This window comes from Synechococcus elongatus PCC 11801 (genome assembly GCF_003846445.2).
GTDB lineage: Bacteria > Cyanobacteriota > Cyanobacteriia > Synechococcales > Synechococcaceae > Synechococcus > Synechococcus elongatus_A.
In genome coordinates, this window is record NZ_CP030139.2 from 974,128 (window position 1) to 986,789 (window position 12,662).

General features: G+C 54.5%; 10 protein-coding genes and 1 riboswitch. Of the genes, 5 read left to right on the forward strand and 5 right to left on the reverse strand.

The window, feature by feature from the left end:
* Nucleotides 1-48 precede the first annotated feature (48 nt).
* A riboswitch (cobalamin riboswitch) is annotated at nt 49-236 on the reverse strand.
* Nucleotides 237-260: 24 nt separating this feature from the next.
* Nucleotides 261-1,493, forward strand: a complete 1,233-nt coding sequence (gene cbiE, locus DOP62_RS04645; protein WP_370538880.1) for a precorrin-6y C5,15-methyltransferase (decarboxylating) subunit CbiE — start codon at nt 261-263, stop codon at nt 1,491-1,493.
* 55 nt (nt 1,494-1,548) lie between these two features.
* Here cbiE and sigC read toward each other — a convergent pair whose 3' ends face one another.
* Nucleotides 1,549-2,745 carry an RNA polymerase sigma factor SigC gene (gene sigC, locus DOP62_RS04650; protein WP_261789747.1) on the reverse strand — a complete coding sequence of 399 codons (1,197 nt, stop codon included), beginning with the start codon at nt 2,743-2,745 and terminating at the stop codon, nt 1,549-1,551.
* Nucleotides 2,746-3,699: 954 nt separating this feature from the next.
* Between sigC and DOP62_RS04655 the strand changes: the two genes are divergently transcribed.
* The 3 genes from DOP62_RS04655 to DOP62_RS04665 are packed head-to-tail and all read left to right on the forward strand — an operon-like array spanning nt 3,700 to nt 7,524.
* Entirely contained in the window at nt 3,700-4,737 is a 1,038-nt protein-coding gene (locus DOP62_RS04655; protein WP_208676939.1) for an aspartate-semialdehyde dehydrogenase, read from the forward strand.
* Nucleotides 4,738-4,752: 15 nt separating this feature from the next.
* The gene (gene dapA / locus DOP62_RS04660) at nt 4,753-5,652 is read left to right on the forward strand and encodes a 4-hydroxy-tetrahydrodipicolinate synthase (RefSeq protein ID WP_208672547.1); all 900 of its coding nucleotides are present in this window, start codon (nt 4,753-4,755) and stop codon (nt 5,650-5,652) included.
* Between the two features lie 48 nt (nt 5,653-5,700).
* Nucleotides 5,701-7,524: a ribonuclease J gene (locus DOP62_RS04665; protein WP_208672548.1), complete on the forward strand. Its 1,824-nt coding sequence runs from the start codon at nt 5,701-5,703 to the stop codon at nt 7,522-7,524.
* 135 nt (nt 7,525-7,659) lie between these two features.
* On the opposite strand, the gene DOP62_RS04670 is transcribed toward DOP62_RS04665, so the two are convergent.
* From DOP62_RS04670 to DOP62_RS04680, 3 genes are read right to left on the reverse strand one after another with little or no spacing between them, the layout of a single operon-like run.
* Entirely contained in the window at nt 7,660-8,112 is a 453-nt protein-coding gene (locus DOP62_RS04670; RefSeq protein ID WP_208672549.1) for a hypothetical protein, read from the reverse strand.
* On the reverse strand, nt 8,109-8,816 hold the full coding sequence (locus DOP62_RS04675; protein WP_370538881.1) for a hypothetical protein: 708 nt from the start codon (nt 8,814-8,816) through the stop codon (nt 8,109-8,111). Before DOP62_RS04675 ends, DOP62_RS04670 begins: the two co-directional genes overlap by 4 nt.
* Before the next feature lie 49 nt (nt 8,817-8,865).
* Complete coding sequence (locus tag DOP62_RS04680) at nt 8,866-9,258, reverse strand: hypothetical protein (RefSeq protein WP_208672551.1); 393 nt, start codon at nt 9,256-9,258, stop codon at nt 8,866-8,868.
* Nucleotides 9,259-9,424: 166 nt separating this feature from the next.
* Here DOP62_RS04680 and DOP62_RS04685 point away from each other — a divergent pair, with 166 nt between their 5' ends.
* Nucleotides 9,425-11,545: an AAA family ATPase gene (locus DOP62_RS04685; protein ID WP_208672552.1), complete on the forward strand. Its 2,121-nt coding sequence runs from the start codon at nt 9,425-9,427 to the stop codon at nt 11,543-11,545.
* A 325-nt stretch (nt 11,546-11,870) separates the two neighbouring features.
* Here the strand turns inward: DOP62_RS04685 and DOP62_RS04690 are convergent, their stop codons facing one another.
* Nucleotides 11,871-12,305 carry a hypothetical protein gene (locus tag DOP62_RS04690; protein WP_208672553.1) on the reverse strand — a complete coding sequence of 145 codons (435 nt, stop codon included), beginning with the start codon at nt 12,303-12,305 and terminating at the stop codon, nt 11,871-11,873.
* Nucleotides 12,306-12,662: the final 357 nt, after the last annotated feature.

Sequence of the window (12,662 nt, forward strand, 5' to 3'; positions counted from 1 at the left end):
CTGATCGCCTTCTCTGTGCTGCGCAGAGAACCTCAGCAAATGAATGTCTTCAAGACACTCCTCAAGGCTGGCATTCTGACTCCAGAAGCTTCTAGAGATCTCAGAAAAGAGAAATCACCATTATTGGCGATCGCGATATCTAGAAGTTGATTACAGTTGCGGCACAGTACCGGAATCGCACCGGACTTTCCCAATCCTTAAGCTTCAGCAGCATAGCATGGGGCTGGATCTAGCCTACTCGAGCATTACTTTTTACGAAGATGATAAATACCCCTTCCTCAACTCCATGGCTATCGATCGTTGGGATTGGTGAAGAGGGGTGGACTACCTTAACCCCAGTTGCTCAACAGTGCATTACCCAAGCAGAGATCCTCGTCGGCAGCGATCGCCATTTTGCTCTGATCCCTCCTGTGGCTGCACCAGAACAGTGGCGTTGGGGATCTCCCTTCTCAGCCACAATCGCTCGGATCCTAGAACGGCGTGGTCAGTCGGTCTGTGTGCTGGCCAGTGGTGACCCCATGTGCTTTGGCGTTGGCAGTCTTCTGGCGCAACGACTTCCGCTTGCTGAGCTCCAGATTTTGCCTGCTCCTTCGGCCTTCAGCTTGGCCTGTGCCCGCTTGGGCTGGGCGTTACCAGAAATTGAAACTCTGAGCCTCTGCGGTCGTGATCCGGCACTACTGAATGCGTTGCTCTATCCCGGCGCCAAAATTTTGGCCCTCAGTGCCGATAGCTCAACCCCAGCCACAATCGCGCAACAACTTTGTCAACAGGGCTGGGGTGCCAGTCACCTCATGGTTTTGGAACATCTCGGCGGCTCTCAAGAACGCATCGTCAGCGAAGTCGCTGAGACTTGGTCCAATCCTGCAATCGCCGCTCTTAATACTGTTGCTATTGAGTGCCGAGCCAGTGATGGTGCCAGATACTTCCCGCCTCGCCTCGCCGGACTCCCCGATGCGGCCTACCACCACGATGGGCAACTGACCAAACGAGAAGTACGCGCCATCACCATGGCAGCTCTGGCCCCCTGCCCAGGACAACTTCTTTGGGATGTGGGCGCAGGCTGTGGATCGATTGGCATTGAATGGATGCGCAGCGATCGCCGTTGCCGCGCCATCGCCATCGAGCAACACCCCCAGCGGTTGCAATTCATTACCCAGAATGCGATCGCCCTAGGGACACCCAACCTACAAATCGTCGCGGGTTCAGCACCCACTGCGTTGGACGGGTTGCCACAACCCGATGCCATCTTCATTGGAGGCGGCGTCACTGTGCCCGGTGTACTGGACCGGTGTTGGCAAGCCCTCAAAGTCGGTGGCCGATTGGTCGTCAATGCTGTCACGTTGGAAAGCGAGCAGCTCCTATTGACGGAACAGCAGCGATTGGGCGGTGAACTGAGCCGCGTAGCTGTGCAGCGCGCTGAACCGATCGGTCGCTTTTTCAGCTGGAAAGCACTGGCTCCCATTACACAATGGACGGTCATCAAAAAAGCCTAGGCGATCGCACCTAGGCCACAGGAACACAGGAGAACTGAAAAACGGAACGATTGGACTAGTGCAGCAGCTCTAGATAGTCACGGATCTGATTGCGTCGCCGTGGATGCCGTAGCTTTTGGAGGGCTTTGGCCTCAATTTGGCGTACACGTTCCCGAGAGAGATCCAGAACTTGTCCAATCTCTGCTAAGGAGTAAATCTGGCCATCTCTCAGACCAAAGCGCATCCGAATTACGTCACGTTCTCGATGATTCAGTTCAAGCAAAAGTCGCTGTAAATCTTGGCTGAGAGACTCCTGCGTCAGCCGTTCTTCAGGGGTAAAGTCAGTTGTCTCCAGCAAATCCCCCAACTCTGTATCTTTTTCTTTGCCAACCCTTGTCTCAAGAGAGATAGATTTCGGCACGCGTAGTAAGACTTCCCGAACTTGATCTGGGGTCATTTCGAGCTCGTGAGCAATTTCCTCTAAGTTGGCAGTTCGACCTTTGGTCTGGGCAATTTTTCGCTGTGCTTTTTTGATGCGATTCAATTTTTCTGTGACATGAACTGGAAGGCGAATAGTCCGACTCTGGGTGGCGATTGCCCGGGTAATTCCTTGGCGAATCCACCAATAGGCATAGGTACTAAACCGATAGCCTTTCGTCGGATCAAACTTCTCAACTGCCCGCTCGAGGCCTAGCGTTCCTTCCTGAACCAGATCCAGTAGCTCTAGACCTCGATTCTGATACTTTTTAGCAACAGAAACCACTAGACGCAGATTGGCTTTGATCATGTGATCTTTAGCCCGCTGACCTTCTTTGCAAATATCCTTCAACTCGTCTAGGTCAAGCTGGCAAACTTCAGCCCAACGACGAAGCCCGAGCTGTAGTGCTTGGCGTACCTCCGCAATAGGTCGGTCGACAATCTTGGCCCATGCCTCGAAGGAAGGACGATGTCCGAGTTGAGCGGTGAGGCGATCGCGGCTCTCTTGAAGATCTACATAATCTTTAAGAACACCACCTTCTTCAACAGCAGCACAATTCCGAATTGTTAATAGCTGCATATAACGCTGAACCCAGCGTGCCTCACTCACTTCTTCATCACGACCGAGCAGGCGAACCCGACCGATATCTTGTAAGTAAAGCCGAATCAAATCAGTGGATTGTCGGCTAGAAGGAGCAGTTTCTTGGGGGTCGGAAGTTGGCGTTTCTGACAAAGCGATAGGTGCCGACGAAACTGCTTCGTATTCCGTGGTGTTGGTGAAATAGGCAGCCGTCATGGTGAAGATCCAGTTTGTTACAGGACTCACGCCTTGCTTCAGTGACTCCAGATTTGGCAATCCACTCAAAAGCAAGTGCTCATCTGGAAGATAGTCTCTCTATAAAAAATAAAAATGCTGCCAAAGCCCTAGCTGTCTTTAGATTTCGCCCAAAGTGTAAGCTCTCAGTAAAGCCTCGATGTTGCTTTGGTATTTATCAAGTTTTAGTCCTTAAGGCTTGAACTTTTGTATCGCCTGAAGCAGGGAAACCTTTGAAGTAAAGAACTGTCAAGAATTCTCAGTAAAAGAGGGTTAGGACTGATCAATCTTGACCGGTGGCCGATCGCGACTCACCAACGACAGCTAGCATTCTGTCCTGCCTTCCATCGTCTTTTACCCTCTCAAGATGCGAAGGTGGTCAGTGGGTTGCCTGATATCCCTGCCCTGAGTGCACCAGCGATTTAATCAGCCTGTTCTTTTCTCAGAATTATGACTACAGCATTTAATAACCCTTACCTGCCCAAATATGTCTGTCAGGCGTTAGCTCAGTCCGCCATGACCTGAGCTAGCATCCACTCGCCTGCGATCGCAGCTCTATTGCCACCCGTAAGCCGCTGGCTATAGGCAGCAGGTATTGCCGCTGCACAGTATCCTTTTCTCAACAGCGGCGAGTATGATGGAATCTTCCTGTAGTTTCCCCGCTTTAGGCCAAGCCTTAACAGAGCGATCTTCCAAAGGGTTGCCCTGAGGATCTTGCCGAACGTTGCTGTATGACCGATCAGCTCGTAAAATCCGTGAGCAAAATCGCTCATCAGTACTGCCTTCTAAGCATGCCCAAGGCCGAGGCGTGATGAATCAAAGGCTGATCCTACTGATACCGCTCCTCATAAAATGCTGTGCCGCGATCGGCTGTGAAGCAAGAGCAGAGTAGGCCAATGTTGTTATTTGCTGTTGTTTGGGGTTAGGAGGTTGTCGTTGTCACAGGGCTATCGTGTTGCAATCCTTGGAGCGACCGGTGCAGTTGGAACTGAGCTGCTGCAAATCCTAGAAGAACGTCATTTCCCGATCGCTGAGCTGCGGCTGTTGGCATCCCCACGATCCGCAGGTCAGACTCTGACCTTTGCAGGCGAAACGCTCACCATTCAGGAGGCGACTCCCACTGCTTTCCATGGACTAGATATTGTTCTGGCCTCTGCGGGTGGCAGCACTTCCAAGGCTTTAGCGGAAGCGATCGTGGCTGCTGGCGCTGTCATGATCGATAACTCCAGCGCCTTCCGGATGGACCCGACTGTGCCTCTTGTGGTACCGGAAGTCAATCCAGAAGCGGCAGCGCACCATCAAGGCATCATTGCCAACCCAAACTGCACGACGATTCTGATGGCGATCGCCCTCTGGCCGTTGCAGCAGCGTCATCCGATTCGACGGATTGTGGTTTCTACCTATCAGTCCGCCAGCGGTGCTGGGGCGCGGGCCATGGCAGAAGTGCAGGAACAAAGCCGAGCCATCTTGGCCGGTCAGCCAGCTGTTGCAGAAGTCCTGCCCTATCCCTTGGCTTTCAACCTCTTCCCGCACAACTCGCCGCTGACAGAGTCGGGCTACTGCGAAGAAGAGCTGAAGATGCTCAATGAAAGCCGCAAGATTTTTGGTCTGCCTGACCTTAAGCTGACTGCGACCTGCGTACGAGTACCCGTCTTGCGCGCTCATTCAGAGGCAATCAATATCGAGTTCACGGAACCATTCTCGGTGGCCGAAGCCCGCGAAGCGATCGCAGCAGCCCCCGGAGCACGCCTCCTCGAAGATTGGGATCGGAATTACTTCCCGATGCCGATTGAGGCCAGTGGCGAAGATGATGTTTTAGTTGGGCGCATCCGTCAGGATCTATCTGAGCCCAACGCCTTGGAGTTGTGGATCTGTGGCGATCAGATTCGCAAAGGGGCAGCCCTGAATGCAGTGCAAATCGCTGAGCTACTGGTTGACCGCCAGTGGCTGCGATCGCCGGCTCTCACTCACTAACGCTGGAAGCGCACGATGCCACAGTCGTACCCTTTCGGTCGTGTGATCACGGCCATGATTACGCCATTTACTGCTGAAGGCCAAGTCGCTTACGACATTGCCCAATCCCTGGCGATTCATTTGGTGGATCAAGGCAGTGATGGCCTCGTGATCTGCGGCACCACCGGCGAGTCACCCACCCTCACTTGGGAGGAAGAGCACCAGCTCTTTCGGGCGGTGAAAGAAGCCGTGGGCGATCGCGCTGTAGTGATCGCTGGTACTGGTTCCAACTGCACCCGCGAGGCGATCACCGCCACTCAAAGTGCTGCAGCCTTGGGGCTAGACGGGAGCTTGCAAGTTGTACCCTACTACAACAAGCCACCGCAGGAAGGCCTGTACGCCCACTTTCGCGCGATCGCGGAAGCCTGTCCTGACTTCCCGTTGATGCTGTATAACATCCCCGGACGGACTGGCCAAAGCCTTCAACCCGAAACGGTTGCTAGACTAGCGACACTTCCGAATGTGGTCGCCATCAAAGCAGCGAGTGGCAATGTTGAAGAAGTCAGCGCACTGCGTCAGCTGCTGCCCGCTTCCTTTGCTATCTACTCCGGCGATGACTCGCTCACTCTGCCCATGTTGGCTGTAGGGGCTCAGGGTGTTGTCAGTGTTGCCAGCCATCTGGTTGGACCACAGTTGCAAACCCTCATTCAAGCCTTTGAAGCAGGGAATGTGGCGCAAGCGCAGCAGTTACACCAGCAGCTTTATCCGCTGTTTAAGGCGTTGTTCCTGACCACCAATCCCATCCCTGTGCGGGCAGCCCTCGAGCTTTTGGGATGGTCCATTGGCCAGCCTCGCCTCCCGCTGGTTCCTGCAAGCCCAGAAATTCGTCAAACCTTGGCGAGTTGTTTAGCGGAACTAGGTCTATACGAACCCTAGTCCGTTCCCCAAGTTTGTCCTTTCCTTCATTTGTTGATTCTCAAGCCTATGCCTTCTCCAAAACCCACAATTATTTCCAAAACCAGTGCTGCTTCTACGGCAGACCGACTGCGGATCATTCCCCTGGGCGGCCTGCATGAAATTGGTAAGAACACTTGCATCTACGAAGTCGGCGACGAAATTCTGCTGGTTGATGCTGGGTTAGCCTTCCCGACTGATGGGATGCACGGGGTGAATGTCGTGCTCCCGGATATGACCTATCTGCGCGAAAACCAGCACCGCATTAAGGCGATGGTGGTCACCCATGGTCACGAAGACCACATCGGCGGCATTCCCTTCCACCTGCGTCAGCTCGATATCCCGATCATCTATGGGCCACGCCTTGCCATGGCTTTGCTGGCTGGGAAGTTGGAAGAGGCCGGTGTTGTTGGCCGTGCCAATGTCAAGACCGTCCAACCCCGCGAGGTGGTGCGGATCGGCCAAAACTTCTTAGTCGAGTTCATTCGCAATACCCACTCGATCGCTGACAGCTTTACGTTGGCGATCCGGACCCCCTTGGGTGTGGTGATTCACACCGGCGACTTTAAGTTCGACCATACACCTGTCGATGGGGAAACCTTCGACATTCAGCGTCTGGCGGACTACGGCGAACAGGGCGTGCTCTGTCTGGTCAGTGATTCAACCAACGCTGAACTCCCAGGCTTCACGCCGTCCGAGCGATCGGTCTTCCCGAACCTCGATCGCGCCTTTTCTCAGGCTCAGGGCCGCCTGATTGTCACGACCTTTGCCTCGTCGGTGCACCGGGTCAACATGATTCTGGAACTGGCGAAAAAACATGGCCGCAAGGTGACGGTGTTAGGGCGATCGATGCTCAACGTCATCGCCCATGCCCGCAACTTGGGTTACATCAACTGCAGCGATGACCTGTTCCTGCCCCTGAAAGAGCTCCGGGATCATCCCGATCGCGATGTGCTGATTCTGACCACTGGCAGCCAAGGTGAGCCGTTGGCCGCGCTGACGCGGATTGCTCGAGGTGAGCATCCTCAGGTCAAGATTCGCCAAGGTGATACGGTGATCTTCTCGGCCAACCCAATTCCGGGCAACACGATCTCCGTGGTCAATACGATCGACCAACTGATGATGCAGGGTGCCCACGTCGTTTACGGCAAAGGCGCAGGCATCCACGTTTCTGGGCACGGCTGCCAAGAAGACCAAAAGCTGATGATTGCCCTGACCAAGCCGAAGTTCTTCGTGCCAGTGCACGGTGAGCATCGGATGTTGGTGCAGCACTGCAAAACAGCGCAGTCGATGGGCATTCCAGCCGAGAACATGATCGTGATCGATAATGGCGACACAGTTGAACTGACGCCGGAATCGATTGGCTTGGGCGATCGCGTGACAGCTGGCATCGAACTTGTTGACACTTCACGCACCGGTTTGGTCGATGGCAAAGCCCTGAAAGAGCGCCAACAACTAGCTGAAGATGGCCTCGTAGCGCTCACCGCCTTGGTCAACAGCCAAGGGCAATTGGTCGAAGCGCCAACCATCCATCTGCGGGGGGTAGTGACTTCTGCCGATCCGCGCCGAGTCAGCGTCTGGGCACAGAAGGAAGTCGAGATGGCCCTCGACAACCGCTGGGCCGATTACTGCCGCCGCTTACCGAGTGGCGATCTAGATGTGGACTGGGTGGGTCTGCAAGCTGAAGTCGAAGTCGGAATGCAGCGCCGCCTCAAACGTGAGTTGCAATGCGTACCGATGATTCTCTGCACCTTGCAATTTGTGCCCAGCGCAGCAGCTCAACCTGTTGAAGAAGACAACCGCATGCGCCGTCGTCGTTCCTCGGCTCCGATTAAGGTGGGCGCTAAGCTCTAGTTCCCAAATAGCGATCGCGATCAATCAGGGTCGCTGCACAGTGAAGAGCCTCTGTTCTGCAGGGGCTTTTCACAATTGGTAAGGGGTGCGATCGCGGCGCTTCAATTTTAGTTGCCGTACAAGCTCTGGGCATCGCTAGTCTAATCGCTGTGCAGCAGCTAGCTGCTGGGGTGCAAGGCGATCGCTCCGAACTCCTGGCTTCCCGTTCAACCAGAATTGGACACCTAGCTTCGCCAGCTCAGGATGTTGCTGACAGTAGTCCTGCCAGAACTGCTGCAGATGAAGGCCATGGGAGAGGGCGATCGCTAGCTGTGTCCAAGTTGGAGTTGTGGCAAAGCGCACGCCCAGCTGAGAGGCTAGCCTCCGACAGTGTCGATAGGAACCATAGCGCTCCTTCAGCTCCTCGACCGATAGGATCTGAAGCTCTTGAACAGCACCTAACGCCAAGGTCGGAGAGTCCAGCGCTGCCTCGGCTAGTTCAGAAAATTGAGCGGCGACTGCTGCTAGATTTGCCTCTGCCCGTATCCGCTGGCGTTCCAATGCTTCGGACTTAGCAATCGTTTGGCGCAGCCGTTTTGCTAGGCTCATGCGTCCAACTCCTTGATCTCCAAAATGTGTTGTAGCCGTCCAAGCAGCGTTTGCAGGAGCTGGTCAGTATCTCCCCCTCGGGCTTGCTGAGTCGCGGCCTGTTCAACCACTGCTTCCACTTGCTCTAAAGCAGCCAAGATCAGTTTGAGTTCTGCATCCACCATCCGCTTCTCAGCCGTGACTCGCTGCAGATTTTTCAAAGCTGATGCTGCCTGGCGCTTGGCCTTATGTAACTGCTGTTTCGCTTCCTGTAGCTGCTGACGAAGCTTTTTCGTCCGTTTCCCAAACCAGTGTTTGAGCGTATTATTTCGCTCTTCCAGCTCTAACAGCAGTTCTTCATAGACTTGTTGGTCTTCTTCTGCTTTCTTGAGGCGCGCCAGCTGCTCATCTTTTTGCTGCTGTAGCGCCAGTCGATCGCGATCTTGACTGATGTTCGTTAGGTGTTGCTCCAGCTCTGCTACTTGCGATCGCAAATCTCGGATTACTTGATCTTGTCTAAGTGGATACAAGAGCTGCTTAGCTACCGCATTGGCTGTTCCCACAGGGATTCGCTTATTGTCGTTATGACCAGGAATCGGAACACAGACATAACCCGGACGAGTCGCTTTGAGTTGTTCGGATCCAGCAGGTTCAATCGACCAGCCGCATTCACGTGCAAACCGAATGATGTCCCGTCGTCGTGGGTTTCGAGGCAAGTGGGGCATTGTCAAATCCTCTAATGACTCAACAGCAGGATAGAAATGGCGATCGCGGCTATGCAGAGAATCGATGCGAACAAGAACTTAGACTCATCGGCTCATAGTCATAGAACGGCAGGGCATTGACCCCCGCTGCTCGCGCCTTGGCATCCAGCCCCAGCAACCACCCCACCCAACTCGTCCCGCGTTGCTGACAGTCCAGCACCACCACTTGCTCTCGCTGCGCTAACAGCTCATGCGCCAACTCCGGCAGCGATCGCCACTCCGCATCAGCACAGCCCGCTTGCTGCGCATCTGCCCGAGCGATCGCCTCCGCCAAGTCAAGCGACAGAAACAAAAACCGCGCCTGGTCATAGCTGTAGAGAAACTGCACATGCACGCAGCGCTCTCCCTCACTACTAATTGCCGCACCGCAGACCGGACAAATCATCTGCAAAGACTCAGACATCACAGCACCCGAATGAAAACTGGACTGAGTCTGCAGCCCGTCCCAGCGGATTAACAGCAGCTGGATGCGAATATCAAACACACCCCTGTTATCATTCGCATCAAATGCCTGACTTTTCTCTCCGGTTCAGCCCAGACTCAGGCATCGCTTTGTATCCTTCAGTCGCGTGTCCTCAGATCTCTTCCTCAACCATCTCCTGATTGGCCCGCCCGCCAGCGGCAAAACCACCTTCGCCAAATCCCTCCAGCAGGAACTCGGCGCAGCGGTGATCCTCTCCACTGACCGCATCCGCGAGCAGCTCTACGGCGATGCCGCCATTCAAGGTCCCTGGGAAGAGATCGAAGCAGAACTGCAGCGCCAGATTCAGCAGGCCGTCGCAGATGGCAAAGCCATCATCTACGACGCCACCAACGTCAAACGCGCTTGGCGCATGGGCTTCCTCCAGCAAGTCAGTCCCCTCGGACTGCCGTGGATTGCCTGGGAACTCAAGACCGATCTCAACACCTGCAAAGCCTGGAATCAGCAGCGACAGCGCGTCGTCCCAGAGCGCGTCATCGAAGACTTCTATCGCTACCAACAACACCTCCGACCCACCCTCGGAGAAGGCTTTGTCGGGCTCGCCAGCTTCAATCCCACGCAAGATACCAACCCGGCAGCAGTTATCCAAGCCCAGCTCAAAAAGTGTCGGCGCAGCGGCATCAATCACGAAAATCGCTACGCCAAAACCGAGACCCATCGCTACTCCCGACTCCTCGACTTCGACCGCCTCATGCACTTGCTCGCCTTGCTCAGCCGCTATCCAGGCCTCGGGCAACTGCGTGACCAAGACCCCGCCACCCTCGAACAGCTGCTCAAAACCAGTCCTGCCCCCGTCTTTGTCGATGCCGTCGCTGAGATTGCCGCTGTCCTCCGCGCCCAGCAGGGACCCCTCTATGGCGATGAGGCCGCGATCGCCCTCGATTTGCAATGGCTGGAAGCGGAAGGCTTCCTCGGCTCCGATGTCGTTGCCCAAGACCTCCGCCTACCCCCGCTCACCCAGCCAGACCCACCCCTCTTCTTCCATCACTACAGCGATCGCGCTCCCTTCTCACGGCTGGTCAAAACCATTCGCTTCATCCTCCACAATCCCCTCACCCAGGAGGAGGTTTACCAAGAGCAGCGCTCCTTTGGCCTCTCCCCTCGGCGCATTGATATCCTCGCCAGCCAACTCGAGCAAGCCGGCATCCTCTATCAGACAGAACAGGGCATGCTGCGCAAAGACATCGAGTGGGTCCTCCATCCCTACAGCATCTTCCCAGAACCCAGTCTGCGCAAAGGCTACTACCTTGGCACCGGCATCCTCAACCGCAGTCAACTGGAGCAGATCTATCAACTGGTGCAGAAGCAGGCTGATGGGCTCGATGACCCGCTGGCCACCGAGACCTTCCGGACCCTCGAAGCACGGCTCCAGTGGGCGCGCTTTAACCCCGCCACCCTCTACCCCGTTCGCTCCATCAGTCGGGGCAGCATTGTCTCAACCGATCTCCTCAGTCGCGAATCCCTCGCCACCGCCACTGCTGGCAGTGTGGTCGAAACGGATATCCGCAATGCCCAGAAGATTCGGATTGGACGCATTGCCGGAGCAGCTCAGTTCAAACAACACGATGACCTGCGGCAGAACGAGGAAGAAATCTGGCCGCTGCAGATTGTCTTCCACAACATCGCTTGGTATCTCGCCTACGAGGTCGCTTCTGGACCAAGACAAGGACTCTTCTGCTACGAGCGCCTCGACCGTTTGTATCGCATTCAGCCCGTTGGTAAACCTCGCTCCCAGACAGAGCAGAAGGCAGCGCTCGAGGCCATCACCACCCTCCAGCAGCATGGCTATGGCCTTTTCCTCGGTGATGCCGTTAAGCCCCAGCAAACCTTCCTGCTGCAAACCCCAGCGGCACGACTCCGCTCCATGGACACCCTCGAGCTGCGCTTCACAGAGTCCCTCTTTGCCTTCATTAGTGAAGGCACTCAGCGCTTCCCCCTCGCCCAGATGAAGATGTCTCGACCCCCAGGGCGGAAACTCGCTGCTGCTTCGCCTGAACTCCAGAAGCTCTACAGTCTCCCCAAAGCTCCTGACCCCACCCATCCCTATCAGCTGAAGGTGAAGCTGCCCGCTTGGTCCCTCCAGGAAATCACCCTCAAAACCTGGCTCCTCGGGCTGCGCGATGGCGTCAAAGTCATGGCCCCCCATTCCCTGCGCGATGCCCTCCGCCAAGACCACCTCGCTGCTGCTGCCCTCTATGGTGATGACTAACGTCCACAAAAACGCTACCCCCGCATCCCAACGGTGGCGACTTCAAGTTGCTGGTTAGTCCTCTAGGCTGGCCGAGGACTATTGATTGAGCAGTTCTTGCCAGTCCTGAAACATCTGCTCTGCACTACTCCAGCGGCAGAGCATCTCCATATCTGCTGGCGTGGGACCTGGTTTCTGATACTCCCGTGGCAGGTAATCTTCTTCTCGATAAAGCCCGAAAATTGTGGACTTATTGCTTGTGAAAATGACTTCTGAACAAGCAGCTTAAATTCATCAAAACATCACTCTTGGCGGGCTAAAGTAAACTCGATCAAAACATTAGATATTATCTGAACACCTTTATTTTCATAGTTGCAAAGTCCGCAAGAATGAGAAATCCCGGTAGTTGTCCAGCAACTGACCCACAGGTCAATTCAACATCAGACTCAAACTGGATTGGGAAAACCTCTTGCGAAGATGATTTGCCAAGGCAGGCATAGCTCTCTGCAAACTGCTTTGGTTCCGGTGTCAGCATGCCAAACCAGAATGAAACTCGACCTTCAATCGTGAAAATAGTCTGCTGCAAGGTACTAAGACTCGAGTTGCCCTGCACGGGAGGTGTCAAATATTCTTGCATTCGCGTACCATCCACTAACAAAAAGTGCGCGCGCACAATGAACATACCATCGGTTGGATTCAGCGGTTGATTCCCCTCGTAAGGTCGAACAGTTGCTTCGTCCTGTCCTTCTTCTCCTTCTTCATCTAGGGCGAACTCCCACACGGCATGTTAATCCAGATCATCAGCCGTGAGTTCACAAACCTGTTTTCGAATATGTAAGCGACTGATCATTAGTCTCCAATGATTCATGGACTGAAATTTTGCCTAAAAACCAAGAGTAAGAAGATATAAAAAAATGATTAATTATCGCTTTCTAAACTTACTGTTTAGTTCAATGATTCCTAGGCATTTTAGATTTCTTTTGAAGACTAGCAGCGGTGCTAATGATGCACCTTGAATCGACTTCTTCTTCGCCCCCAACTCCGCAAGCAGGTAAGCATTGCGATCGTAGGCAGATTAGAAGACTGCTCTGGATCAATCACTCGGCAGCAGCTCTCTCTCAGAAGCTGAAGCAGGCTA

Coding starts and splice junctions, on each gene's coding strand:
- DOP62_RS04665 (WP_208672548.1), top strand. CDS start 5,701: ATGCCTTCTCCAAAACCCACAATTATTTCCAAAACCAGTGCTGCTTCT.
- sigC (WP_261789747.1), bottom strand. CDS start 2,745: ATGACGGCTGCCTATTTCACCAACACCACGGAATACGAAGCAGTTTCG.
- DOP62_RS04680 (WP_208672551.1), bottom strand. CDS start 9,258: ATGTCTGAGTCTTTGCAGATGATTTGTCCGGTCTGCGGTGCGGCAATT.
- cbiE (WP_370538880.1), top strand. CDS start 261: ATGATAAATACCCCTTCCTCAACTCCATGGCTATCGATCGTTGGGATT.
- DOP62_RS04675 (WP_370538881.1), bottom strand. CDS start 8,816: ATGCCCCACTTGCCTCGAAACCCACGACGACGGGACATCATTCGGTTT.
- dapA (WP_208672547.1), top strand. CDS start 4,753: ATGCCACAGTCGTACCCTTTCGGTCGTGTGATCACGGCCATGATTACG.
- DOP62_RS04670 (WP_208672549.1), bottom strand. CDS start 8,112: ATGAGCCTAGCAAAACGGCTGCGCCAAACGATTGCTAAGTCCGAAGCA.